The organism is Kineococcus sp. G2, assembly GCF_037154035.1.
In the GTDB taxonomy this organism is placed as follows: Bacteria; Actinomycetota; Actinomycetes; order Actinomycetales; family Kineococcaceae; genus Kineococcus.
This window is the reverse complement of the sequence record NZ_JBBBEM010000021.1, coordinates 38,303-63,074: the sequence shown is the minus strand read 5'-3', so window position 1 is coordinate 63,074 and position 24,772 is coordinate 38,303. Positions and strand designations below refer to the sequence as shown.

21 protein-coding genes and 1 riboswitch are annotated in these 24,772 nt (G+C 78.3%); of the genes, 14 read left to right on the top strand and 7 right to left on the bottom strand.

Annotated features, from left to right (window positions below):
* Positions 1-39: 39 nt before the first annotated feature.
* Both V9U69_RS05055 and V9U69_RS05050 read right to left on the bottom strand, forming a co-directional pair.
* Positions 40-660 carry an L-threonylcarbamoyladenylate synthase gene (locus tag V9U69_RS05055; RefSeq protein WP_337060218.1) on the bottom strand — a complete coding sequence of 207 codons (621 nt, stop codon included), beginning with the start codon at positions 658-660 and terminating at the stop codon, positions 40-42.
* Entirely contained in the window at positions 629-1,447 is an 819-nt protein-coding gene (locus V9U69_RS05050; protein ID WP_337060217.1) for a GNAT family N-acetyltransferase, read from the bottom strand. Before V9U69_RS05050 ends, V9U69_RS05055 begins: the two co-directional genes overlap by 32 nt.
* Positions 1,448-1,502: 55 nt before the next feature.
* Between V9U69_RS05050 and V9U69_RS05045 the strand changes: the two genes are divergently transcribed.
* Positions 1,503-3,761 (top strand): SpoIIE family protein phosphatase, encoded by a 2,259-nt coding sequence (locus tag V9U69_RS05045; RefSeq protein ID WP_337060216.1) that lies wholly within the window; start codon positions 1,503-1,505, stop codon positions 3,759-3,761.
* A 27-nt stretch (positions 3,762-3,788) separates the two neighbouring features.
* Here V9U69_RS05045 and V9U69_RS05040 read toward each other — a convergent pair whose 3' ends face one another.
* Positions 3,789-4,925, bottom strand: coding sequence for an ANTAR domain-containing protein (locus tag V9U69_RS05040; RefSeq protein WP_337060215.1), 1,137 nt, complete (start codon positions 4,923-4,925; stop codon positions 3,789-3,791).
* A gap of 292 nt (positions 4,926-5,217) precedes the next feature.
* On the opposite strand from V9U69_RS05040, the gene sucC reads away from it, so the two are divergent.
* The 3 genes from sucC (at position 5,218) to V9U69_RS05025 (ending at position 8,805) form a co-directional block, all read left to right on the top strand.
* On the top strand, positions 5,218-6,393 hold the full coding sequence (gene sucC / locus V9U69_RS05035; protein WP_337060214.1) for an ADP-forming succinate--CoA ligase subunit beta: 1,176 nt from the start codon (positions 5,218-5,220) through the stop codon (positions 6,391-6,393).
* Positions 6,394-6,396: 3 nt separating this feature from the next.
* Positions 6,397-7,302 (top strand): succinate--CoA ligase subunit alpha, encoded by a 906-nt coding sequence (gene sucD / locus V9U69_RS05030; RefSeq protein WP_337060213.1) that lies wholly within the window; start codon positions 6,397-6,399, stop codon positions 7,300-7,302.
* A gap of 123 nt (positions 7,303-7,425) precedes the next feature.
* A complete protein-coding gene (locus V9U69_RS05025) occupies positions 7,426-8,805 on the top strand; it encodes a cell division protein PerM (RefSeq protein ID WP_337060212.1) in 1,380 nt (459 codons plus the stop codon).
* Positions 8,806-8,893: 88 nt separating this feature from the next.
* Here V9U69_RS05025 and V9U69_RS05020 read toward each other — a convergent pair whose 3' ends face one another.
* Complete coding sequence (locus V9U69_RS05020) at positions 8,894-9,745, bottom strand: sulfurtransferase (RefSeq protein WP_442907595.1); 852 nt, start codon at positions 9,743-9,745, stop codon at positions 8,894-8,896.
* A 69-nt stretch (positions 9,746-9,814) separates the two neighbouring features.
* Between V9U69_RS05020 and purN the strand changes: the two genes are divergently transcribed.
* The 7 genes from purN (at position 9,815) to idi (ending at position 15,337) form a co-directional block, all read left to right on the top strand.
* Positions 9,815-10,399, top strand: a complete 585-nt coding sequence (gene purN / locus V9U69_RS05015) for a phosphoribosylglycinamide formyltransferase (RefSeq protein ID WP_337060210.1) — start codon at positions 9,815-9,817, stop codon at positions 10,397-10,399.
* Between the two features lie 32 nt (positions 10,400-10,431).
* Positions 10,432-12,021 carry a bifunctional phosphoribosylaminoimidazolecarboxamide formyltransferase/IMP cyclohydrolase gene (gene purH, locus V9U69_RS05010; protein WP_337060209.1) on the top strand — a complete coding sequence of 530 codons (1,590 nt, stop codon included), beginning with the start codon at positions 10,432-10,434 and terminating at the stop codon, positions 12,019-12,021.
* A 41-nt stretch (positions 12,022-12,062) separates the two neighbouring features.
* Positions 12,063-12,347, top strand: a complete 285-nt coding sequence (locus V9U69_RS05005) for a DUF3017 domain-containing protein (protein ID WP_337060208.1) — start codon at positions 12,063-12,065, stop codon at positions 12,345-12,347.
* Between the two features lie 32 nt (positions 12,348-12,379).
* Complete coding sequence (locus V9U69_RS05000) at positions 12,380-13,129, top strand: AzlC family ABC transporter permease (RefSeq protein WP_337060207.1); 750 nt, start codon at positions 12,380-12,382, stop codon at positions 13,127-13,129.
* Complete coding sequence (locus V9U69_RS04995) at positions 13,126-13,440, top strand: AzlD domain-containing protein (protein WP_337060206.1); 315 nt, start codon at positions 13,126-13,128, stop codon at positions 13,438-13,440. Before V9U69_RS05000 ends, V9U69_RS04995 begins: the two co-directional genes overlap by 4 nt.
* A 61-nt stretch (positions 13,441-13,501) precedes the next feature.
* Positions 13,502-13,590: riboswitch (SAM riboswitch) on the top strand.
* A 9-nt stretch (positions 13,591-13,599) separates the two neighbouring features.
* Positions 13,600-14,739 (top strand): dimethylsulfone monooxygenase SfnG, encoded by a 1,140-nt coding sequence (gene sfnG, locus V9U69_RS04990; RefSeq protein WP_337060205.1) that lies wholly within the window; start codon positions 13,600-13,602, stop codon positions 14,737-14,739.
* A 43-nt stretch (positions 14,740-14,782) separates the two neighbouring features.
* A complete protein-coding gene (gene idi, locus V9U69_RS04985; protein ID WP_337060204.1) occupies positions 14,783-15,337 on the top strand; it encodes an isopentenyl-diphosphate Delta-isomerase in 555 nt (184 codons plus the stop codon).
* Positions 15,338-15,440: 103 nt separating this feature from the next.
* Here the strand turns inward: idi and V9U69_RS04980 are convergent, their stop codons facing one another.
* Positions 15,441-16,469, bottom strand: coding sequence for a LacI family DNA-binding transcriptional regulator (locus V9U69_RS04980; RefSeq protein ID WP_337060203.1), 1,029 nt, complete (start codon positions 16,467-16,469; stop codon positions 15,441-15,443).
* Positions 16,470-16,601: 132 nt separating this feature from the next.
* Here V9U69_RS04980 and V9U69_RS04975 point away from each other — a divergent pair, with 132 nt between their 5' ends.
* The 3 genes from V9U69_RS04975 to V9U69_RS04965 are packed head-to-tail and all read left to right on the top strand — an operon-like array spanning position 16,602 to position 19,824.
* Positions 16,602-17,792 carry a phytanoyl-CoA dioxygenase family protein gene (locus V9U69_RS04975; RefSeq protein WP_337060202.1) on the top strand — a complete coding sequence of 397 codons (1,191 nt, stop codon included), beginning with the start codon at positions 16,602-16,604 and terminating at the stop codon, positions 17,790-17,792.
* A complete protein-coding gene (locus V9U69_RS04970) occupies positions 17,789-18,787 on the top strand; it encodes a Gfo/Idh/MocA family protein (protein ID WP_337060201.1) in 999 nt (332 codons plus the stop codon). The genes V9U69_RS04975 and V9U69_RS04970 overlap by 4 nt, the downstream gene beginning before the upstream one ends.
* Complete coding sequence (locus V9U69_RS04965) at positions 18,784-19,824, top strand: Gfo/Idh/MocA family protein (RefSeq protein ID WP_337060200.1); 1,041 nt, start codon at positions 18,784-18,786, stop codon at positions 19,822-19,824. Before V9U69_RS04970 ends, V9U69_RS04965 begins: the two co-directional genes overlap by 4 nt.
* A gap of 22 nt (positions 19,825-19,846) precedes the next feature.
* Here V9U69_RS04965 and V9U69_RS04960 read toward each other — a convergent pair whose 3' ends face one another.
* The gene (locus V9U69_RS04960; RefSeq protein WP_337060199.1) at positions 19,847-23,500 is read right to left on the bottom strand and encodes an AAA family ATPase; all 3,654 of its coding nucleotides are present in this window, start codon (positions 23,498-23,500) and stop codon (positions 19,847-19,849) included.
* The gene (locus tag V9U69_RS04955; protein ID WP_337060198.1) at positions 23,500-24,762 is read right to left on the bottom strand and encodes a metallophosphoesterase family protein; all 1,263 of its coding nucleotides are present in this window, start codon (positions 24,760-24,762) and stop codon (positions 23,500-23,502) included. The genes V9U69_RS04960 and V9U69_RS04955 overlap by 1 nt, the downstream gene beginning before the upstream one ends.
* Positions 24,763-24,772: the final 10 nt, after the last annotated feature.

The window sequence follows — 24,772 nt, the reverse complement described above, 5'->3', positions numbered from 1 at the left end:
CTTTCTCCTCCCCCCCCCCCCCCCCCCGGGGGCGGTTCCTCAGCGGAACCGCTCGGGGTCCCCGGCGCCCTCGCGCACCACCTCGGGGAAACCCTCCGACAGGTCCACGACCGTCGTCGGCGTCGTGCCCACCTCCCCGGCGTCCACGACCGCGTCGACGACGTGGTCCAGCTCCTCCTTGACGGTCCACGAGTCCGTCGGCGGCTCATCGTGGCCGGGCAGCAGCAGGGTGCTCGACAGCAGCGGCTCGCCCAGCTCGCGCAGCAGGGCCCGCACGAACGGGTGGTCGGGGATGCGCACCCCCACGGTCCGCTTGCTGGGGTGCGCGAACCGCTTCGGCACCTCCCTCGTGGCAGGCAGGATGAACGTGTACGGCGCCGGGGTGGCCGCCTTCACCGCCCGGAACGCCGTGTTGTCCAGGTGCACGAACTGCCCCAGCTGGGCGAAGTCCGAGCACACCAGCGTGAAGTGGTGCCGCTCGCCCAGGTGGCGGATCCGGCGGATGCGGTCCGCACCGGTGCGGCTGTCCAGCCGGCAGCCCAGCGCGTAGCAGGAGTCGGTGGGGTAGGCGATGAGCGCGTCGTCGCGCAGCATCGCCACCAGCTGCGCCACCGCCCGCGGTTGCGGGTCACGCGGGTGCACCTCCACGAAGCGGGCCATGCCGGGACGCTACGCCCACCCCGCCGTCCACGGCAGCCCGGCCGCTCACGGCGGTCCGGCCGTTCACGGCGGTCCGGCCGTTCACGGCAGTTCGACGAGGGGGAACGGGACGGTGCGCCGCAGCCGGAACCCCAGCGCCCCGTACAGCCGCAGCGCCCCCGCGTTCTCCCAGCGCGTGCAGGAACGGCGTCTCGCCGCGCGCTGCGATCCCGGCCGCCACCGCCCGCACCAGCCGGCTCGCCAGGCCCTGCCCGCGCGCGGCGGGATCGGTGCACACGGCGCTGACCTCCGTGAACCCCGGTGGCCGCAGCCGCTCCCCGGCCATCGCCACCAGCCGGCCGCCGTCGTCCCGCACGCCCAGGTAGGTGCCCAGCAGCGGGGTGCGGGGACCGAACGGGCCCGGCTGCGTGCGCTCCACCAGGTCCAGCACCTCCGGGACGTCCGCCTCGCCGAGCACGACGACACCGGGGTCCGCGTCCGCCGCGTCCGCCGCGAGCGCCCCGGTCGCCACGAGCTGCACGCCCGGCAGCACCCGCACCAGCCGCGCCCCCGCCGGCAGCGGGGCGTCCAGGACGTCCGCGTCGAGCACCGGCAGCAGCACCTGCGCGCCGGCGCCGGCCACCTCGCGCAGCTGCGCCCACGCCTCCTCGTCGCGCGGGTCGGCCAGCGCGTGGAACGGGGAGACGTCCGGCGGGTAGCGCCGGGCCAGGTCGCCGCCCTGCGCCAGGTGGCGGTGCGCGCCGGTCAGGGAGGCCCAGACGGGTTCGTCGAGGGGGTGTCGCGTCACCGCGCCACGCTCCCACGCGAGCGCGGCGCACCCCGCGGCGGCTACCTTGCCCCGCGTGCGCCACGACGCGGACGGGCACCCGGGCGGCGGGGTCCTCGCCGACCTCGCTCCCGTCATGCTCTGGTCCACCGACGCCACCGGCGCGTGCACCGCCGTGAACCGGCGCGTCCTGGAGTTCTTCGGCTGCACCGAGCAGGACATGCTCGACGGCCGCTGGCGCTCGGTCCTGCACCCCGACGACGCCGACGAGTACCTGCGCGAGTTCGAGGCCGCCACCGCGCAGGGCCGCGGTTTCCGCGCCCGCGCCCGGGTGCGCCGCGCCGACGGCGAGCACCGGTGGATCGAGACGACCGCCGCGCCGCTGCGCACCGCCGACGGCCGCTTCGCCGGCCTGGCCGGCAGCAACCCCGACGTCACCGACGACCGCCGCCGCGTCGAGGCCGCCGCGTTCGCCGCCGAGCTCGGCGACGTGCTCGCCCGCGCCGACGACCCCGCCCGGGTCACCGCGGACGCCGGCCGCCGCCTGGCCGAGCACCTGGCGCTGGCGCGCCTGCGGCTCACCGTCGCCGACGGCGGGGGCGAGGCCCCGGGCGGCGAGGTGGCGTGGGAGCACGCCGCGCCGGGCCCGGCGGGGCAGGAGCGCGCCGCCGCCGTCGACGGCGGCGGGCGGCGGCTGTTCACCGTCACCGCCGCCAAGGCGCCGGGCGCCGCGTGGCACGAGGAGGAGGACCGCCTCCTGCGCGAGGTCGCCCCGCGCCTCTACCTGCACCTGGTCCGCGCCCGCGAGGCGCAGGCGGTGCGCCGCGGCTACGACGAGGCGCGCGCCGTCGTGGCCCGGTTGCAGGCCGCGCTGCTGCCCGCCGCCCTGCCGGTGCTGCCGGGCGTGGACGTGGCCGCCCGGTACGCGGTGGCCGGGGCCGGGCAGGCCGCTGGCGGCGACTGGTTCGACGCCGTGGTCCTGGACGGCGGCCGCCTCGCGCTCGTCGTCGGCGACGTCGTCGGGCACGGCGTGCTCGCCAGCGCCGCCATGAGCCAGCTGCGCGCCGTGCTCGCCCAGCGCCTCGGCGCCGGTGCGGACCTGGCGGAGGCGCTGGCGGACCTCGACGCCGTCGCGCGCCGGCTGCCCGGGGCGGCGGCCGCCACCGTCTGCGCCGCGGTGCTCGACCCGGCCGGCGGCGAGCTGCGGTACGTCACCGCCGGGCACCCCGCCCCGGTGCTCGTGCGCGCCGACGGCACCGCCGAGCACCTGGAGCAGACCGGTGGCGGCCCGCTCGCCGTCCCCGGCGAACGGGCCGGACGCACCGTGCGCACCGCGCGCCCGGGCCCCGGCGAGCACGTCCTGCTCTACACCGACGGGCTGGTGGAGCGGCCCGGCCGCTCCCGCGCCGCCGAGCGCGAGCTGGTGGCGGACGCCGCCGGGCACGCGCTGCGCACCGCCCTCGCCGGCGGGCCCGGCGCGGCCGGCTCGCCCGCCGAGGCGGTGTGCCGGGCCCTCCTCGCCCGGCTCGCCGGGCCCGGGGCCCGCGACGACGTCACCGTCCTCGTGGCCGCCCCGCGCACCCCGCCGGGCCCGCTGGTGCTCGACCTGCCCGCCGAGCCGTCCTCGCTGGCCGTGCTGCGCGCGCGGCTGCGGGCGTGGGCCGCGCCGCTGCACCTGCACCCCGCCGAGGCGCGCACCGTGGACCTGCTGGCGGGGGAGGCCGTGGCCAACGCCGTCGAGCACGCCCACGACGGTCGCGACGGGGCCGGCGCACCCCACCGCGTGCGCGTCACCGCCGGGCTGGACGCCACCGGGGTGCTGGGGCTGACCGTCGCCGACGACGGCCGCTGGCGCGAGCCCCGTGCCGAACCCGGCGACCGCGGCCGGGGCCTGGCACTGCTGGGGGCGCTCGGGCGGCTGCGCGTGCGACCCTCCGCCACCGGCACGGTCGTCGAGGTGGAGCGGGCCCTGCAGCGGCCCGTGGAGGTGGACGTGCCCGGCCCGCTCGAGGGTGCCGGGCCCGGCCCGGGGCCCGCGGAGGACCCGCCGTTCGCCGTGGAGACCGCCGGCGCGGCCGTGCGGGTGCGCGGCGCGGTGGACCTGGCCAGCGCCCCGGACCTGCTCGACGAGCTGCGCCGCGCCGCCCGGGGCGGTGCCGTGCGCCTGAGCGTCGACCTCTCCGGCGTCACCCACCTCGCCAGCGCGGGGGTGCAGGCCCTGGCCGAGGCGGCGCGCGGCGCGGGCGGCTGGGACCGCCTGGACCTGCTGGCGCCGGCGGGCGGCGCCGCGGCCGCGGTGCTGGAGCTGGCCGAGCTGCCCCACCGCACGGCCTGACCGCGCGGCCCGTGCTGCGCGGGCGGCTCAGCGGCGCCCGCGCGCCCCGGAGCGCTCGCGCAGGTCCACGTGGCGGGGAGCGTCGCCCGGTGCCGCCCGCGGCGGCTCGGGAGCGGCGTCCCGCGCCGCCAGCGCCGCGGCCACGTCGGCGTGCAGGCTCAGCCGGCGCAGGCCGGGGAAGTCCAGGACGTCCGTGCGCGCACCGACCACCACCCGCAGCGGCGTGCCGGCGCGCTCGCAGCGGCGGTGGGCGGTGGTGAGCACCGAAACGCCCACCGAGCCCAGGTAGCCGACGCCGGACAGGTCCACCACCACTGGCCGCGGGGCGCGGGCCCGGTCGACGGCGTCCGCGACGGCCGCGGAGAAGGCCGCCGCGGACGCGAGGTCCACGTCGCCGCCGACCTCCAGCACCGGCACGCCCGCGCTGCTCGTGCGCGAGGTGAGCACGCCGGGCGGCTCCGCGGCCGTCACCGCACCTGGTGCGCCGGCGGGCGGGACGCCCGCCTCGCGCTCGAAGGTGGTCTGCAGCACGTCGTCGAGGCGGCCGCGCACGCTCGCCGGCAGGTCCGCGCCGGCGCGGCACAGCGCCGTGACGCGCTCGGCGAGGTCGGCCAGCTTCACGTTGCGCTGCTGCGAGCTCCACCGCAGCAGCTCGAAGGCCTCGTCGGCGCCGGTGCCGTACACGAGCATCAGCGCGCCCTTGGCCTGGTCGATCACCTGCCGCGACTCCAGCGCCGTGCGCAGCTGGACCGCGGTGACCTCGCTGACGTCGCGCAGGAGGGGGCCGGTCACGTCGGCGACCTGGCCGGTCAGGGTCCGCGCCGCCCCGCCGGCTGTCCCGCCGGCTGTCCCGCCGGGCCGGCCCGTCACCGCGGCCCAGCGCCGCCCGCCCCCGCCGTCGTCGAAGGACACCAGCACCCCGAACGGCGCGCCCTCGCGCACGGCCGCGTCGACCTCCGCGCGCAGCCGCAGCGCGTCGCGCGGCTCGACGTGCTCGCACAGCCGCGCGGTGGTGGTCACGTCCTCGCCCGGGGGCAGGTGCAGGACCTCGCGGGCGGCGGGGCAGAACCGCCAGCGGTCCGCAGCCACGTCCAGGGTGAACTCGCCCGCGGCCCGGTGCTGCGGCTGCTCGTGCGCCTGCGCCTGCGCCTGCGCCTGCGCCACACCCACCTCCAGCGTCCACCGCCCCCCGGGGGCCGTTCCCGCGCGGGTCCCGCCGGACCGTCCTCCCCGACGGCCGGGCACCCCCATGCTCGCACGCGGCCCACCGGCGGGCGAAGCCGTGCGCGCCCGGCGGCGGGGCGGTGTGATCCGCGTCATCCGTGCCGACCGGGTCCCCGTGGCGGGGGAGCACTAGGGTGCTGAACGCCCGGTGCCGGCCGACGCGGGGCCCCGCCCGGGGCGCTCGTCGGCAGCGACACGACGAACTTCCGACGACGAAGACGAGGAAGAACTGGTGGACCTCTTCGAGTACCAGGCGCGCGACCTGTTCGCGGCGCACGGCGTACCCGTCCTGGACGGCAAGGTCGCGACGACGCCGGAGCAGGCGCAGGCCGCGGCCGAGAGCATGGGCGGCGGCACCGTGGTCGTCAAGGCCCAGGTGAAGACCGGCGGGCGCGGCAAGGCGGGCGGTGTGAAGCTCGCCCACTCCCCGCAGGAGGCCGCCGAGCGCGCCCGCGAGATCCTCGGCATGGACATCAAGGGCCACACCGTGCACCAGGTGATGATCGCCCAGGGCGCGAAGATCGCCGAGGAGTTCTACTTCTCCGTGCTGCTCGACCGCTCCAACCGCACCTACCTGGCGATGGCCAGCGTCGAGGGCGGCGTGGAGATCGAGCAGCTGGCCGTGGAGCGCCCCGAGGCGCTGGCCCGCGTGCCCGTGGACGCCCGCACCGGCATCGACGCCGCCAAGGCCGCCGAGATCGTGGAGAAGGCCGGGTTCGCACCCGAGCTGCGCGAGGCCGTCGCCGACGTCGTGCAGAAGCTGTGGGGCGTGTTCACCGCCGAGGACGCCACCCTCGTCGAGGTCAACCCGCTGGTGCGCACCGAGGACGGGAAGATCGTCGCCCTCGACGGCAAGGTCACGCTCGACGAGAACGCCGACTTCCGCCACCCCGGCCACGCCGAGCTGGCCGACGCCGCCGCGGCCGACCCGCTCGAGGCCAAGGCGAAGGAGATGAACCTCAACTACGTCAAGCTCGACGGCGAGGTCGGCATCATCGGCAACGGCGCCGGGCTCGTCATGAGCACCCTGGACGTCGTCGCCTACGCCGGCGAGGAGTTCGGCGGGGTGAAGCCCGCGAACTTCCTCGACATCGGAGGCGGCGCCTCCGCGCAGGTCATGGCCAACGGCCTGGACGTCATCCTGGGCGACGCGCAGGTCAAGAGCGTGTTCGTCAACGTCTTCGGCGGCATCACCGCCTGCGACGAGGTCGCCAAGGGCATCGTCTCCGCCCTGGGCATCCTCGGCGACGAGGCCACCAAGCCGCTCGTGGTCCGCCTGGACGGCAACAACGTCGAGGAGGGCCGGCGCATCCTCGCCGAGGCGGACCACCCGCTGGTGACCGTCGTCGACACCATGGACGGCGCGGCCGCCAAGGCCGCCGAACTCGCGAGCACCGGAAAGGCCTGATCCGTGGCGATCTTCCTGAACTCCGACAGCAAGGTCCTCGTGCAGGGCATGACCGGCTCCGAGGGCCGCAAGCACACCCAGCGGATGCTCGCCTCCGGCACGAACGTCGTCGGCGGCGTCAACCCGAGCAAGGCCGGGCAGAGCGTCGACTTCACCGGCGCGGACGGCTCGCCCGTGCAGGTGCCGGTGTTCGGCACCGTCGCCGAGGCCCGCGAGGCCACCGGCGCCGACGTCAGCGTGATCTTCGTCCCGGCGAAGTTCACCAAGGCCGCCGCGGTGGAGGCCATCGAGGCCGAGACGCCCCTCGTGGTCGTCATCACCGAGGGCGTGCCGGTGCACGACAGCGCGGAGTTCTACGCGCTGGCCGCCGCCGGCGGCAAGACCCGCCTCATCGGCCCGAACTGCCCCGGCCTGATCAGCCCCGGCAAGTCGAACGTCGGCATCATCCCCGCCGACATCACCCCGCCCGGGCGCATCGGCCTGGTGTCCAAGTCCGGCACGCTGACGTACCAGATGATGTACGAGCTGCGCGACATCGGCTTCTCCTCCGCCGTGGGCATCGGCGGCGACCCCGTCATCGGCACCACGCACATCGACGCGCTCCAGGCGTTCCAGGACGACCCGGAGACCGACGTCATCGTGATGATCGGCGAGATCGGCGGCGACGCCGAGGAGCGCGCGGCCAAGTTCATCGAGGCCAACGTCACCAAGCCCGTCGTCGGCTACGTCGCCGGGTTCACCGCGCCCGAGGGCAAGACGATGGGCCACGCCGGCGCCATCGTGTCCGGCTCGGCCGGCACCGCGCAGGCCAAGAAGGAGGCCCTCGAGGCCGCCGGCGTCAAGGTCGGCAAGACGCCCAGCGAGACCGCGAAGCTGGCCCGGGAGATCTTCCAGAACCTGGGGAAGTGATCCCCGCGGCGCCCCGCGCCGCCTGATCGAGGGCCCCCGCCGGTCACGCCGGCGGGGGCCCTCGCGCGCGCACCGGGCGCGTCGCGGACCGGAGGGGCCGTGCGCCGGGGGAGCATGGGGACGATGTCCACGCTCGTCGACCGCCCCGCCGGTACCCCGCCGCCGCCCGCCACCCCCGCCGACCTGCTGCCGCTGCTGACCGCGGCCGTGCGCGCCGTGCTGACCCTGCTGCTGCCGATCGCCGTGCTCACGCTCGTGGCGTGGCTCGGCGCCGTGCGCTCGACCTCCTCCCTCGCGGCCGTGGTCCGCGTCGGTGCCGACGTGTGGCTGCTCGGCCACGGCGCCCCCGTGGCCGTCGTCGGCGGCGCCCTCGCCGTCGCCCCGCTGGGCGTGACGCTGCTCGCCGTCGCCTCGGCGGTGCGGGCCGTGCGGACGTGGGTGCGCGACCAGGCCGACGCCGAGCGCGGTGTGCCGTTCTGGCCCGGCGCGGCGGTGTTCGCCGGCGGCTACGGCGTCCTCGCGCTGCTGCTGGCGCTGGTCACCCGCAGCGGCGTGGCCGCGGCAGGCCCCCTGCACGCCCTGCTCGGCGGCCTCGCCGTCGGCGCCGTCGGCTTCGCCGTCGCCGCGCGCGCCCACCGGCCGGCCCCGCCGGCGCGGGTGCCGGCCGTCGTGGCCGCCGCGCTGCGCCCGGCGCTGGCGTGCACGGCGGCGCTGCTGGCCCTGGGCTCGCTGGTGCTGGCCGTCGCGCTCGTGCACGGCCGCGCCGACGTGCTGCTGCTGCACCGCTCGCTGGAGCCGGGCTGGCTGGGCGGGGCGCTGCTGACCCTGGCGCAGCTGCTGCTGCTGCCCACCCTGGCGGTGTGGGCGCTCGCCTGGGTCGCCGGCCCGGGCTTCGCCGTGGGCACCGCCACCTCCGTCGCGCCCGGCGGCACGACCCTGGCGACGCTGCCCGCCGTTCCGGTGCTCGGCGCGCTGCCCCCGCCGGGCGCCACCCCGGTCGCGGCGTGGCTCGTGGTGGCGCTGCCGGTGCTCACCGGAGCCGGTGCCGCGCTGCTGCACCGCCACCGCGCCGCCGCGCCGTCGCACCGCCTCGCCGTGGCCGGTGCGACCGGCGCGCTGACCGGCCTCGCCGTCGCGGTGCTCGCCGCCCTGGCGTCCGGGCCGCTGGGCCGGGACCGGATGAGCGAGCTGGGCCCCGACCCGCTGCTGACGGGCCTGGCCGTGGCGGTGGAGGTCGCCGCCGGCGGCGCGCTGGCGGTGCTGCTGCACCGAGCCTGGACCTCGTGGCGCGGCACCCGCGTCCCCGCGGACCTGCCCGCCGGCGCGAGCGCCCCCGCCGGCGGCCTGCTGGGCGCAGCGGCCGCCCGCCGCGGCGGGCGCTCCGGCGCGGGAACCGGCGAGGACCCCGGTGCGGGCCCCGCCGAGGGCCCCGCCGACGCCCCGGGCGGGGAACCGGGTCGGGGAGCGCGCCCGGCCGGCCGGCGCCCCCGGAAGCGCACCTGACACCCCGCCCCACCCCCTGCGGTGATCAAGGAAGTGGCAACTTCCTTGATCACCGCAGGGGGTGGGGTGGGGTGGGGGTGAGCAGGTGTCAGGGGGTGGGGCCGGTGGCGACGGGACGCGCAGGGTCCGCCGACCACTGCGACCACGACCCCGGCCACAGCGCCGCGTCCACCCCCGCCGCCGCGAGCTGCGCCACGGTCAGGCTCGCGAACACCCCGGACCCGCACGACGCCACCACCGGCACCCCCGGCCCCACGCCCGCGGCCGCCAGCCGTTCCCGCAGCGCCGCCGGCGGCAGCAGCAGCCCCGCACCGTCCACGAGGGAACCCGGCGGCAGGTTGCGCGCCCCCGGCACGTGCCCGGCGCGCGGGTCCACCGGTTCCACCTCACCGCGGTAGCGCTCCGGGGCCCGCGCGTCCAGCAGCACCCCGCGGGCGGGAGCGGCGGCCGCCTCCTCCGCGTCGACCGCGGGCAGCGCACCGCCCGGCCCCAGCTCCACGTCACCCGGCGCGGGCACCACCTCCCCGCCCTCCAGCGGCAGCCCCGCCGCCCGCCACGCCGCCAGCCCGCCGTCCAGCAGCTCCACCCGGGCGAAGCCCGCCCAGCGCAGCACCCACCAGGCGCGCGCGGCCGCCGCGCCACCGGAGTCGTCGAGGGCCACGACGCGCGAACCGGCGCGCAGCCCCCACCGGCGGGCGGCGCGCTGCAGGTCCGCCACCGCCGGCAGCGGGTGCCGGCCCGCCGCGGGCGAGGGCGGTGCGGACAGCTCGGCGTCCAGGTCCACGAACACCGCGCCGGGCAGGTGCCCGGCGCGGTGCTGCTCGCGGCCGGTGGTCTCGCCGAGGCGCCAGCGCACGTCCAGCAGGACCAGGTCGGGGTCGTCCAGGCGCGCCGCGAGGTCGGCGGCGCTCACGAAGGGCGGGGTGCTCACCCGCGACATCCTGGCCCCCGCCCGCCCGCGGGGCCGCGCGTCGGGGTGCGCTCACCGCGACGGCTATCGTCTGCGCACGTGCCAGCGCGCGTCGTCGTCCTCGCCTCCGGATCCGGGTCCACCCTCCAGGCGCTCCTCGACGCCCGCGGGGACGCCTTCACCGTCGTCGCCGTCGGCTCCGACAAGCCCGGTGCCGCCGCCCTGGAGCGCGCCCGCACCGCCGGGGCCGCGACGTTCACCGTCCCGCCCGCCGAGCACCCCGACCGCGCCGCCTGGGACGAGGCGCTGGCCGCCGCCGTCGCCGCCCACCACCCCGACCTCGTCGTCCTCGCCGGGTTCATGCGCATCGTCGGCGCCCCGCTGCTGGACGCCTTCGGCGGCCGCCTCGTCAACACCCACCCCGCGCTGCTGCCGTCGTTCCCCGGCGCCCACGGCGTGCGCGACGCCCTCGCCCACGGCGTGAAGGTCACCGGCTGCACCGTGCACCTCGTCGACGCCGGCGTGGACACCGGCCCGATCCTCGACCAGGCCGCCGTGCGCGTCCTCGACGACGACGACGAGGCGAGCCTGCACGAGCGCATCAAGGACGCCGAGCGCCACCTGCTCGTCGACGTCGTCGCCCGCCTCGCCCGCGGCGAGCTGCCCACCACCCGCCCGAGCTGACCCGCCCCACCCCGAGAGGACGACCCCAGCCGATGGCCGAGAACCCGACCGCCGAGCAGACCGCGCAGCGCCACCCCGTGCGGCGCGCCCTCGTCAGCGTCTACGACAAGACGGGCCTGGAGGAGCTCGCCACCGGCCTGCACGCCGCCGGCGTCGCGATCGTCTCCACCGGCTCCACCGCCTCGCGCATCGCCGCCGCCGGGGTGCCGGTGACGCCCGTGGAGGAGCTGACCGGTTTCCCCGAGTGCCTGGACGGGCGGGTCAAGACCCTGCACCCGCGCGTGCACGCCGGGATCCTCGCCGACCGCCGCCTGCCCGAGCACGTGCGCCAGCTCGCCGACCTCGGCGTGGAGCCGTTCGACCTGGTGGTGGTGAACCTCTACCCGTTCCGCGAGACCGTCGCCTCCGGCGCCGGCTTCGACGACGTCGTCGAGCAGATCGACATCGGCGGGCCCTCGATGGTGCGGGCCGCGGCGAAGAACCACCCCAGCGTCGCCGTCGTCACCGACCCCGCCCGCTACGGCGACGCCCTCGAGGCCGTGGGCGCCGGCGGTTTCACCCTCGCCCAGCGCCGCCGCCTGGCCGCGGAGGCGTTCGCCCACACCGCCTCCTACGACACCGCGGTCGCCGGCTGGTTCGCGCAGCAGACCCTCGACGAGAGCGACGAGGGCTGGCCCGCCGTCACCGGCACCGCGCTGGAACGCACCTCGGTGCTGCGCTACGGCGAGAACCCGCACCAGCGCGCCGCCGTCTACGCCGACCCGGCCGCCGCCCCCGGCATCGCGCAGGCCGTCCAGCTGCACGGCAAGGCCATGTCCTACAACAACTACGTCGACGCCGACGCCGCCCTGCGCGCCGCGTTCGACTTCACCGCCCCGGCGGTGGCGGTCATCAAGCACGCCAACCCGTGCGGCATCGCGGTCGGCGCTGACGTCGCCGACGCGCACGCCAAGGCCCACGCGTGCGACCCGGTGTCCGCCTACGGCGGCGTCATCGCCGCCAACCGCGTCGTCACCGCCGCGATGGCCGCGCAGGTCGCCGACGTGTTCACCGAGGTCGTCGTCGCTCCCGGTTTCGAGCCGGAGGCGCTGGAGGTGCTGCAGCGCAAGAAGAACGTGCGCCTGCTGCAGCTGCCCGAGGGGTACGCGCGCGCCGGCGCCGAGGCCCGTCCCGTCTCCGGCGGCGTCCTCGTGCAGGACCTCGACCGCATCGACGCCGAGGGCGACTCCCCGGCGGACTGGACCCTCGCCGCCGGCGAGGCCGCCGACGAGGCGACCCTGGCGGACCTGGAGTTCGCCTGGCGCGCGGTCCGCTCCGTGCGCTCCAACGCGATCCTGCTCGCCAGGGACGGCGCCTCCGTCGGCGTCGGCATGGGCCAGGTGAACCGGGTGGACTCCTGCCGCCTGGCCGTCGAGCGGGCCGGCGCCGAGCGCGCCCGCGGCGCGGTGGCCGCCTCCGACGCCTTCTTCCCCTTCGCCGACGGCGCGCGGATCCTCCTCGACGCCGGGGTGCGCGCGATCGTGCAGCCGGGCGGTTCCATCCGCGACGAGGAGGTCGTCGCCGCCGCCCGCGAGGCCGGCGTGACGATGTACTTCACCGGCGCGCGCCACTTCGCGCACTGACGTCCACCCCGCCGCGGGTCCCGGTCGGTAGCGTGCGCCCCGTGCCGACCGGGACCGAAGGACCCCCGCCCGCCCCCGGCGGTGCGGTCCTCGGCGCCCTCGCGGCCGGTGCGGGGCTCGCGCTGGTCCTCACCGTCGTCGCCGGGCCCGTCGCCGGCGGCCTCCTGCTCGGCGCCGACCTCGCGGTGGCCGCGGTCCTGCGGCTGGTGCTGCCCGTGCGGGTCGCCGGCGCGCTCGCGGTGCGCTCGCGGGCGGTGGACACCACCGTGCTGCTCGTGCTGTCGGTCTCGTGCACCGCGCTGACCTGGACGCTGCCGACGACGTGAGGCGTCGCTCCCGTCTGGTAGAGCTGTCCGGCGTGCCCGCCGACCCGTCCCGCACCGACCCGCCCCGGACGGCCGGTCCCGTCCGCTCCGCGCGCCGCCAGGGGCTCTCGGTGGGGGTGGCGACCGCCCTGTACGGCGTCAGCCTGGGGGCGCTGGCGGTCGCCAACGGCCTCAGCGTGGCGCAGGCGTGCGCCACGTCGCTGCTGATCTTCAGCGGGGGTTCGCAGTTCGCCCTCGTCGGCGTCCTCGGCGGCGGCGGCAGCGTGGCCGCCGCGGTGGCGGCCTCCTCCCTGCTGGGGGTGCGCAACGCCCTCTACGGCCTGCAGGTCGGCCCGTTCCTGCGGGTGCGCGGCGCGCGCCGGCTGCTCGCCGCCCACCTGACCATCGACGAGTCCACCGCCGTCGGTGCCGCGCAGGGCACGGACCCCGCCCGTCGCACCGGGTTCTGGGTCACCGGGGCGACCGTGTTCGTCGGCTGGAACCTGGCCACCCTGGCGGGGGCGCTGCTGGGTGACGCGCTGGGCGACCCGCGCCGGTGGGGCCTGGACGCGGCCGCGGCGGCGGCGTTCCTGGCGCTGCTGTGGCCGCGGCTGCGGCAGGGGCAGGCCGCCGCGGTCGCCGCGGTGGCCGCCCTGGTGGCGCTGCTGCTCGTGCCGGTGGTGCCGGTGGGGCTGCCGGTCGTCGCGGCGGCCCTGGTGGCGGCCGCCGCCGGGCTGCGCCCCGAGCGGCCGGGGGCGCGCACCGGCGAGCGGGGCGGGGACCGGGCGGGGGAGGACGCGTGAGCACCTGGGTGGCGGTCCTGGCCGCCGGCGCGATCGCCTACGCCCTCAAGCTCGCCGGGCACCTGGTCCCGGCCCGGCTGCTGGAGCACCCCCGCGCCCGCCGCGCCGGGGCCCTGCTGCCGGCGGCGCTGCTCGCCGCGCTCGTCGTGGTGCAGACCGCCAGCGACGGCGACCGCCTCGTCGCGGACGCGCGCCTGGTGGGCCTGGGCGTCGCGGCGGTGGCGCTGGCGCTGCGGGCGCCGTTCCTCGTGGTGATCGTGGCGGCGGCCGCGGCGGCCGCGGGCGTGCGGGCCCTGACCGGCTGGGGGTGAGCGGCCGGGGCGTCGTGCTCGTTCCGTGGCGGGCGCGCTCCGTGGCGGGTTACGCTCCCCGGGACCATCCAGAGCGGCCGAGAGACCTGGCTCGCAGACGTCGCAGCAACCACGGTGAACCGCTGGTGCTACCGCCAGGACCGATGGAGGAGCACGCGCATGCCCGTGAAGTTCGCCTACTGGGTCCCCAACGTCTCCGGCGGTCTCGTCGTCTCCACGATCGAGCAGCGCACGAGCCACGACCCCGCCTACAACGTCGAGGTCGCCCGTGCCGCGGAGCGGGTGGGCTTCGAGTACGCCCTGACGCAGGTGCGCTACCTGGCCTCCTACGGCGCGGACGCCCAGCACGAGTCCACCTCGTTCTCCCTGGCGCTGCTGCTGGCGACCGAGAAGCTGAAGGTCATCGCCGCCGTCCACCCCTTCTTCTGGCACCCCGGCGTGCTGGCCAAGTTCGCCGCGACCGCGCAGGAGATCACCGGCGGCCGCCTGGCCCTGAACGTCGTCTCCGGCTGGTTCAAGGACGAGGCCACGCAGCTGGGCATCACCTGGCACGAGCACGACGAGCGCTACCGGCAGTCCGAGGAGTTCATCAGCCTGCTGCGCGGGGTGTGGTCGCAGGACGGGTACTCCCAGGAGGGTGACTTCTTCTCCGCCCGGGACATCACGTTCCGCCCGCAGCCGAAGGTGCAGCCGGAGGTGTTCCAGGGCGGCAACTCCACCGCCGCGCAGGCGATGGCCGGCCGCGTCAGCGACTGGTACTTCATGAACGGCAGGTCCATCGCCGGCGCGGCCGAGCAGGTGCGCGAGGTCAGCGCCCTGGCCGCCGCGAACGGCCGCTCGATCCGCTTCGGGCTCAACGGCTTCGCGCTCGTCCGCGACACCCGCCAGGAGGCGGAGGCGGTGCTGGAGGAGATCGTCGCCAAGGCCGACGTCGCGAAGGTCGAGGGTTTCGGTGCCGCGGTGCAGGAGGCCGGCAACGCCACGAAGGACCGCAAGGGCATGTGGGCGGACAGCGAGTTCCGTGACCTCGTGCAGTACAACGACGGGTTCCGCACCGGCCTGGTCGGCACCCCCGACGAGGTGGCCCGCCGGGTCCTGGCGTACTCCCTGGTGGGGGTGGACCTGCTGCTGCTGGGGTTCCTGCACGTGAAGGAGGAGGTCGAGGCGTTCGGGGAGCTGGTGATCCCGCGAGTGCGGGAGCTGGAGCAGCGCCTCGCCGACGGCGAGGACCTCGCCCTGGGCGCCGAGCTGGACGAGGCGGTCGCCGCCGCGGGCGGCCGCGTGCCGTCGCCGGCCTGACGCGCGCCGGGCACGCCGCCCACCGGGCGCGTACGGTGCTCCGGTGACCGCCCCCACCACCTGCGCCACCGCCGGGAGCACCGAGCTCGTCGTCCTGCTCACCGAGGACGGCGCCCCGTGCGGGACCGCACCCAAGGCGAGCGTCCACCACGCCGCCACGCCCCTGCACCTGGCGTTCTCCTGCTGGGTCGTGGACGGCGCCGGGCGCACCCTGCTGACGCGACGCGCCGAGGTCAAGCGCACCTGGCCGGGGGTGTGGACGAACTCCTTCTGCGGCCACCCGGGGCCGGGGGAGGAGCCCGTGGACGCCGTGCACCGCCGCGCCGCCGACGAGCTGGGCACCTCGGTGGCGGACGTGCGACCGGTGCTGCCGCGGTTCCGCTACCGCGCCGAGATGGCCGACGGCACGGTGGAGAACGAGGTGTGCCCGGTGTTCACCGCGACCCTGGCCGCCGGCCTGGCGCCCGACCCCGCCGAGGTGGGCGACTGGCGCTGGGTCGGCCTGGACGAGCTGCGCGCCGAGGTGGAGCGCGACCCGTCCCCGTTCAGCCCGTGGCTGCTGCTGCAGCTGCCGCAGCTGCCCACCCCCCTGCGCTGAGTCCTCCCCCCGCCCCCACCCCGGCGGAAACCAGTGTTTCCGCCCTCCGAAGGGCCCCTGCCGGGGCGGAAACACTGGTTTCCGCCCCGGGGTGGGGGAGGGGTCAGGGGGCGGGCAGGGGCAGCGGCGGGTTGAACGGCGTGACGACCTGCACCGACGACGGCCACGAGTGCGGGGCGTCGGGCAGCTCCCCGCGCGCCTGCAGCAGCGCGTGGCAGGCCCGGCGCAGGTCCCCGGGCAGGTCGTGGTGCAGCACCGCGTCCATCTCCCCGGTGCGCAGCAGGTGCTCGTGCTCGGGGTGCAGGTCGTGCCCGACGAACAGCCGGCAGGTGCGCCCCGCCTCCGCGAACGCCTCCCGGACGCCCGCCGAGCTGCCCGAGGCGTACATCGAGTAGACGGCGTCCACACCCGGGTCCTCGCGCAGCGCGGCGCGCACCAGCTCCGCCAGCGGGGCCCCGTCGGCGGCCTGGCGCACCGCGATCCGCGGGGAGCGCTCGGCCAGGGTGCGGCGGAACCCCTCGAACCGGGCGTCCTCCCCCTCGAACGTGGAGCGGCCCCGGGCCACCAGCACCGTCCCCGCGCCCGGCCCGCCCCAGCGGCCCACCAGGTACGCCGCGGTCGCGCCGGCCGCCCGGTTGTCGATGCCGACGTAGGCGACGCGCGCGCTGCCCGGCAGGTCGGTGACCAGGGTGACCACCGGCACCCCGCGCTCGCGCAGGCGGTCCACCGCCGCCACCACGTCCGGGTGCTCGGGCGCCTTGAGCACCACGCCGTGCGAGCCGCGCCGCGCCGCGCGCAGCAGGCGCTGCGCCACCTGCTCACCGGGCGCCTCGTCGGAGAAGTCGAACCGGCAGCGCAGCACGGCCGGGCGCAGCACCGGCAGGGTGCGCTCCAGCGCGTCGCGCACCGCGGAGGTGAAGCGCTCGGGGGCGTCCACGACGACGTCCACGACGAACGTGCGCCCGGTCAGGCGCAGCTGGGTGCGCTGCCGCTGGAGGTCCTCGATCGCCCGGTGCACCTCGTCGACGGTGGTGGCGCGCACCCCCGGCCGGCCGTTGAGGACGCGGTCCACGGTGGTCTCCGACACCCCCGCCTGCCAGGCGATGTCGCGGACGCGGAAGGTGCGGGGCACGGGGCGAGGATGGTGGGAAAATGACGGATCGGCAAGGTCCGCGCCGCTCGTGCGCGCCGTAGCGTCGCCGGCGTGGCCCTCACCGGCGAGCGGCCACCGGCCGCACCGGCCGCCGAGCCGAGGAGGTTCCCCGTGACCGCACCCACCACCCGCCGTCCCACCACCTGGCTGACCCGCGAGGACTGCGACCTGGACGAGTTCCGCCGCCTCGTCGAAGCCGGGACCGACCCGGACGAGGTGCCCCTGGCCGACCGCGTCGAGCGCGGCGTGCCCGTCTACGGCGAGCGACTGCGCGCCCACCTCGCCGGCGGCGGCGAGGCCGCCCGCCGCGAGGCGCAGGACGAGATCGCCCGCGTCCTCGCCGACGGCGCCGGCATCGCGGTGTTCGCCGGTGCGTTCGAGGACGCCGTCGTCGACCGCGCCACCGCCGCCTACCAGCGGATGATCGACGAGCAGCACGCCTCCGGCATCACCGGCGGCGACCACTTCGCCAAGCCCGGGGCGAACGACCGCGTGTGGGGCGCGCTGGAGAAGCTCGCCCGTCAGGACCCGGAGGTGTTCTGCGACTACTTCGCCACCGACGTCGTCGACCTGGTCTCCACGGCCTGGCTGGGGCCGCAGTACCAGGTGATCTCCGACCTCAACGTCGTCAACCCCGGCGGCACCGCGCAGACCCCGCACCGCGACTACCACCTGGGGTTCATGCCCCTGGAGACGGCGGAGCGGTTCCCCGCGCACGTGCACCGCCTGTCCCCGGTGATGACGCTGCAGGGCGCCGTCGCGCACGTCGACATGCCCGTGGAGTCCGGGCCGACGATGTACCTGCCGCACTCGCAGAAGTACGAGCCCGGCTACCTGGCGGTGGTGCTGCCGGAGTTCCGCGCCTACTTCGACGAGCACCACGTGCAGCTGCCGCTGCGCAAGGGCGACGCGGTGTTCTTCAACCCCGCCCTGTTCCACTGCGCCGGTTCCAACGTCTCCGCGGACGTGCAGCGCATGGCGAACCTGCTGCAGGTCTCCTCCGCGTTCGGCCGTTCCCTGGAGGTCGTGGACCGCCTGGCGGTGTGCGAGGCGCTGTACCCGGAGCTGCGCGCCCGCCGCGCCGCCGGCGTCCCCGACGAGGTGCTGGACAACGTGATCGCCGCCTCCGCCGAGGGGTACCCGTTCCCCACCGACCTGGACCTGGACCAGCCCGTCGGGCGGATCAACCCGCCCTCGCAGGCGGAGGTGCTGCGCGACTGCCTGCGCGAGGACGCCGCCGTCGACGACGCCGTCGCGCGCCTGCGCGAGCACGCCGCCCGCCGCCGCGAGGCGCGCGCGTGACGCAGCACGTCCTGCGGGTGGGCGTGGCCGGCGCCGGGGTCATGGGCGCCGACCACGCCCGCACGCTGCACCGGTTCGTCAGCGGCGCCGTCGTCACGGCCGTGGCCGATCCCGACACCGCCCGGGCCGCCGCCGCGGCCGCCGACGCCGGGGGAGCGCGCGTGCTCGCCGACCCGCGCGAACTCGTCGCCGCCGGCGACGTGGACGCCGTCGTCGTCGCCTCGCCCGACGCCACCCACCCGGAACTGGCCACCGCCGCGCTGGCCGCGGGCAAACCCGTGCTGTGCGAGAAACCCCTCGCCCCCACGCTGGACGGCGCCCTGGAGGTGGCCGCCGCGGCGGCGGTGCCGGGTGCGCCGCTGTTCGCGGTGGGGTTCATGCGCCGCTTCGACCCCGGTTACGTCGCCCTGGCGCGAGCCCTGCGCGCCGGCGAGCTGGGCCGGCCCGTGCTCGTGCACCACGTCAGCCGCGGCGTGGCCCCCGGGCCCGGCGCCACGTCGGAGTCCTCGGTGACCGGTTCGGCGATCCACGACCTCGACGTCGTGCCGTGGCTGCTGGGCAGCGAGGCCGTGGAGGTGTCCTGGCACGCGCCCGCCGCCGCGACGGCGGGGGAGCCGGCGCTGGTGGACCCGCAGGTGCTGCTGCTGCGCACCGCCGACGGCGCCCTGACCACCGTGGAGGTCTTCCTCGCGGCCCGCTACGGGTACGACGTGCGCTGCGAGGTCGTCGGTTCCGAGGGGGCCGCGACGCTGCCGGTGCCCGCCCGCCTGGAGGTCGACCGCGACCTGCGGCACGCGCGCGGCCACGACCCCGACTGGCGCCCGAGGTTCGCCGACGCCTACCGCCTGCAGCTGCAGGCGTGGGTGGACGCCGCCCGCGGCGGCCCGGTGGACCCCGCCCTGGCGAGCGCCGCCGACGGCGTGGCCGCCCAGCGGGTCGCCGCCGCGGCGATCGCCTCCACGCGCTCCGGCCGCCCCGAGGCGGTGGCCCGGTGAGCGCCGCCCGCACCCTGCCGCCCCCGCGCCGGCGGGACGAGCGCGTGCCCGCGCTGCGCTGGGGGGTGCTCGGCACCGGGTGGATCGCGCAGCGCTTCACCGCCGCCCTGGCCGCCTCCACCGACCAGCGCGTGGTCGCCGTCGGCTCGCGGGGGCGGGCCTCCGCGCAGCGGTTCGCCGACGCGGCCGGTGTCGAGGTCGCCCACGGCTCCTGCGCGGCGCTGCTGGCCGACCCGTCCGTGGACGTCGTCTACGTCGCCACCCCGCACCACACGCACCGCGACCTGGCACTGCTGGCGGTCGAGGCCGGCAAGCACGTCCTGGTGGAGAAGCCCCTCGGCCTGGACGCCGCCCAGGCGGCGGAGGTGTCCGCGGCGGCCGCCGCGCGCGGGGTGTTCTGCGCGGAGGCGATGTGGACGCTGTACCTGCCGCGCTTCGACGTGGTCCGCCAGGTCCTGGACCGCGGGCTGCTGGGCGAGGTGCGCACCGTGGTCGCCGACCACGGCGAGCACTTCGAGCCCGGTCACCGCATCCTCGACCCCGCCCTGGCCGGCGGCACCCTGCTCGACCTGGGCAGCTACCTCACCGCCCTGGCGGCGTGGGTGCTGGGACCGGCCGAGGCGGTGCAGGCCTCCGGTGAGGACGCCCCCACCGGCGTCAACGGGCAGGCCTCCGCGCTGCTCGCGCACGCCGGTGGCCGGCAGTCGGTGCTGCACACCACCCTGTTCAGCGTCACCCCCTGCACGGCCGTGATCGCCGGGACGGAGGCGACCCTGGTGCTGCCCCGGCGGTTCTTCACCCCCGGCGACGTCGAGCTGCTCGCCGCCGACGGCACCGTGCTGGACCGCTGGAGCGACCCCGAACCCCACGACCACGGCGGCCTGCACCACCAGGCCACCGAGGTCGCCGCGTGCATCGGGGCGGGGCGCACCACCACGCCGCTGCGGCCCGCCGCCGACGTCGTGGCCGGGACGCGCGCCCTGGACGAGATCGCCGCCCGGCTCGGGGTCTCGTACGCGGCCGCCGGGGCGGGCTGAGCGCCCAGGACGGCCGGCCGGCTCAGGACAGGTCGTGCGCGGCGAGGTAGTCCAGCACCAGCTGCTCGCTGACCCGCCCGCGGTCGGCGACCGGCAGCCCCTGCCCGCGCGCCCACGCCCGCACCAGCTGCGGGTCCGCGCCGGTGCCGCGCGACGGCCTCGCCGCGCGGGCCGGCGCCGCCGCCCCGGCGGCGAGGTCGCCGGCCGACGGGGGGGCGGGCAGCCGCGTCACCGTCACGTCGTGGCCGTCGCCGGCCAGGCCCGCCGCCCGCTCGGCGACGTCCGCGTGGTGGGTGAGCAGCACCACCTGCACGTCGCGGGCCAGCTCCGCCAGCGCCGCCAGCGCCGCACCCGTGCGGGGCTCGTCGAACGTCATCAGCACGTCGTCGAGCACGACGGGCAGCGGCCCCCGCCCGGCGTCCACGAGGCGGCGGTGCTCGGCGGCGATCGCCGCCAGCCGCAGCGCCAGGAACACCTGGTCGGCGGTCCCCTCGGACAGCCCCTCCACGCCCTCCAGGACCTCCCCGTCGCCGCGGCGCACCGCCAGGCGGCGGCTGCCGCCGTCGTCGACGGCGCTCAGGCCCGTCCAGCGCCCCGCCGTCAGCACCGCCAGGACCCGGCCCGCCTCCACCAGCAGCGGGTTCTCCCGCGCCGCGGAGAACTCCTCCAGCTGCCGGCGCAGCACCGTGCGCTGCAGGTCCACCTGCACGTACCGCTCCGTGGCGGCGTGCAGCTCCGCGAGCGCCTCCGCGCGCCGCGCCGCCAGCACGTTGGCGTCCGCACCGCTGGTGAGGCGCTCCAGCTCCGTCTCCGCGCGGCCCACCGCCTCGCGCGCCTGCGCCCACGCCTCGTGCGCCGCCTCGGCGGCGGCGGCCAGCTGCTCGGCGTCCGTGCGCAGGTCCGCGTCGGTGCGCGAGCCCACCTCCCGAAGCAGGCGCGCCACGGCGTCCCGGTCGCCCACCTCGGCAGCCAGGGCCGCCAGCTCCGCCTCCTCGGCGGCGCGCGCGGCCAGCAGCCCGGCGCTGCGCGCGGCGCGCTCGGCCAGCGCGGGCAGCTCCTCGCCGTCGCCCCGCAGCGCCGCCAGCTGCGCCTCGGCGGCGTCGCCGCGGGCCCGCTCCCGGTCGCGCTCGTCCGCCACCTCGGCCAGCTGCCGCTCCAGGGCGGCGGCGGTGCCCGCGTCGGCGCGGCTGGTGCGCAGCCGTTCCGCCAGCGCCGACAGCGCCGCGCCCACCGACTCCGCCCGCCCGGCCTCGCACGCGACGCCCAGGCGGGCGGCGACGTCCGCGACGGCCGCGGCGAACGCCCCGGCGCGCTCCTCGCGCGCGAGCGCGCGGGCCAGCTCCGCACCCGCCGCGTCCGCGCGCTCCACCGCCACCTGCAGGGTCCGCGCGCGCGCCGCCCAGCCCTGCGGCCCCAGCCCGTCCGGCAGCCCGGCGGCGACCGCGGCCGCGGTGAAGGCCCGCGCGGCCCGTTCGGCGTCCTCCGCCCGGTGCGCGCACCGCTCGGCGGCCTCCTGCGCGGTGCGCTCGCGCTCGGTGCTGCGGGCCCGCTCCTCGGCGGCGGTGGCCGCGGCGGCGAGCACCGCCCGGGCCGTCTCCAGCGCCGGCTCCAGCCCGGCGTCGGCGGCGCCGGTGCGCCCGCAGCGCTCCAGCACCACCGTCAGCCGCTCCAGCTGGGCGTCGGCGTCGGCGCGCAGCTCGCGCGCGCGCCCGTCGGCGGCGGCGGCCGCGGCCCGCTCGGCGCCCAGCTGCGCCAGCGCGGCCAGCGCTGGGGAGGGGTCCTGCGCGCAGGGCCGCACCCCGGCGGCGGTGAACAGCTCGTCCCGGGCGGCGCGGGCCCGCTCGGCGGCGTGCCGGGCGGCCTGCTCGGCGGCGATCGCGTCGCGCTCCTCGGCGGCGGCGCGCTCGGCCTCGCGGCGCAGCTGGCGCAGCCGGGCGGCGGCCTCGGCGTGCTCCAGCAGGGCGTCGGCGGCGTCGTCGGCGCGGGCGACCGCCGCCAGCAGGGCGCCGGCGGCGGCGTCGTCCAGCGCGGCGCCGGCGCGCACCGGCTCCAGGGCGGCGTCGCGGGCGGCGCGGGCCGCCTCCAGCTCCTCCTCGCCGGCGCCCCCGGCGCCGGAGGACGCCTCGGCCAGCTCGGCCTCGGCCGCGCGGGCCGCGCGTTCGCACCGCTCGCGCCCGGCGACGGCCAGCTCCAGCTCCGCACCGGCGGCCAGCAGCGCCGCGTGGCGCTGCCGCACGAGGGCGTCGTCCAGCGCGGGCTGCTCCAGGACGGCCGCGTCCGGGTCCACGGCGCCGACGGCGACGGCGGCGGCGCGGGCCGCGGCGGTGCGCGCGTCCCGCTCGGCCAGCGCCGTCCGCCACGCGCGCAGCGCGGAGCCCTCCCGCTCGGCCGCGCCGACCAGCTCGCGCAGCAGCGCCGCGTCGTCCTCGGCGACCTCGGCGGTGACGGCGGAGCGGGCCGCGGCGGTGCGCGCGGCGGCCAGGTCGTCGCGCGCGCGGGCCAGCTCGGCGTCGGCGTCCGCGCACGCCGCCGCCCGCGCGGACAGGTCCGCGGCGCGGTCGGCGGGCACCCGCAGCCGCGCCAGCACGGCCGGCACGACCTCCTCCAGGGCGCCCTCGGGCACCGGGCCGAGCTCCGTCAGCGCCGCGCGGGCCTGCCGCAGGGCCTCGGCGGCCGCGCGCCGCGCCGCGGCGGCCTCGTCCGCGTCCTGGGCGCGGGCCTGGCGCGCCTGCAGCAGCGCGTCCAGCTCCTCGCCGGCGGCCAGGACGTCCTCCTCGACGGTGCAGCGCGCCCGGTCGGCGCTCAGCCGCTGCGCCCGCTGCTCCAGCACCACCAGCGCGTCCGCGGAGGCGTCGCGGGCGGCGACGGCGGCCGCGTGCGCGTCCACGGCCGCCGCGCCCAGCGCACCGCCCGCGTCGGCCAGCTCCGCCGCCAGCTCCGCCGACCGGGCCCGCTCGCGCAGCGCGGTGCGCACCCGCGGCGCCAGCCGCACCCGCACCTCCGCGGCCTCGTGCCGCGCCCGCTCGGCCCGCCAGCGCTCCAGCGCCCGCTCGGACGCCTCCCGCGCGGCCTCCAGCGCGGCGCGGGCCGCCTCGACCTCCCCGGCGCGCACGGCGGTGCGCGCCAGTTCGGCGTCCAGCCCCTCCACCGCCGCCAGGTGGTCCTTGAGCACCGAGCGGCCGCGCGGGCGCCACAGCCCCTCCGCCTCGGCGTCCAGCGACTCCAGCAGCTCCTGCGCGCCGCTGCCGTGGTGGGCGGTGAACACCAGGGCCGCGAGGTCCCCGGCGCCGCGCAGCACCAGCCGGCCCCCCGCGCGCAGCCGCTCGTGGTCCAGGCCCAGGCGCTGCGCCCACGCGGTGCGGTCCCAGCCGTCCTGCGCCCACGGCGCCGGCACCGGCTCGTCCCCGTCGCCGGCCAGCAGGCCGCGCGAGGAGCGCACCAGCTCCCGCGCCCCGCTGCCGTCGTCCCAGCGGGCGTGCACCCGCAGCCGGGCGCGGGCGTGCGCGAACGCGTACCGCGGGCTCTTCTCGAACCCGAACAGCAGGTCCTCCACCGCCGCCAGCAGCGTGGACTTGCCCGACTCGTTGGGCCCCACCACGACCGTCAGCCCCGGACCCAGGGCGATCTCGGCCGCCTCGAACGCGCCGTAGGGCGCCAGGCGCACGTGCCGCAGCATCAGCGGCCCCCCGCCAGGCGGGTGGTGAGGTCCTCCGCGGCGCGCTCGGCCAGCGCGCGCAGCGCGCGCGGGTCGCCCAGGTCCAGCAGGTCCGCCTCCTTCAGCAGCCGCCCCACGTCGTTGCGCACGCCCCGCACGTGCTGCGTCAGCGCCGGGTCGCCCGCCAGCGCCTGCGCCGCGCGGCGCACCGCCTCCAGCAGTTCCGGGTCGTCGCCCCCACCGGCGCGCGGCGGGCGGGCGCGGGACTCCACCTTCTCCAGCACCACGCCGGCGGCCTCGGCGGCCTGCTCCGCCTCCTGCCGCAGCCGCTCGGTGTCGGCCAGGGCCGCGGCCGCCGCGGTGGGCCCGTGCAGACGGGCGCGCACCACCACGGGCCGGTCCCCGGCTGCCTCCCGGGCACCGAGCATCTCCCGGTGCAGCGCCCCGGCGACCTCCGCGACGTCCGCGGCCCCGGTGACGTCCACGTCCAGCGACTCCCAGCGCGCCACGTCCAGGGCGTGGAAGTCCAGGCGCGCCCGCTCCCCGGGCACCAGGTCCACCACGTAGGCGCCCTTCGCGCCGGTCTCGCGCGGGTGCCGGCCCTGCAGGTTGCCCGAGTACGCCACCGTGGTCGCGCCCTCGGCGAGCACCTCGCGGGCGTGCACGTGCCCCAGCGCGACGTACTCGTAGCCCAGCGCGGTCAGGTCCGTCACCGAGCACGGCGCGTACCGCTCGTGCTCGCCCTGGCTGCCGTCGACGGTGGCGTGCAGCAGCCCCACGTTCACCACGCCGGGCACCCGGCCGGGGTAGCCGGCCGCGAGGTTCGCCGAGACCGCGCGCGTGCGGTACCCCTGCCCGTGCACGGCCAGGCCCAGGTGCTCCTCCACGACGGTCTCCGGCGCGTCCACCGACAGGCGGTGCACGTTGGGCGGCAGCGTCAGCGAGTGCGTGATCTGGCTCTCGGCGTCGTGGTTGCCGGAGACCACGAAGACCCGCACGCCGGAGTCGGCCAGCCGCTGCACCTGCCGCGTGAAGAACCGCCCGGTGGCGTAGTCGTGCCAGGTGCCGTCGTAGAGGTCACCCGCCAGCAGCAGGGCGTCCGCGCCGCTGTCCTCGCACAGCGCCACGAGGCGCTCCAGCGCCCCGCGGGTGGCGGCGCGCAGCGTGGCCGCCACCGCGTCGTCGCCCAGGCGCCGCAGGCCGCGCAGCGGGGAGTCCAGGTGGACGTCGGCGGCGTGCACCACGCGCACCGCGCCCGGCGGGCGGGGCGCCGGCGCGCTCACCTCTCGCTCA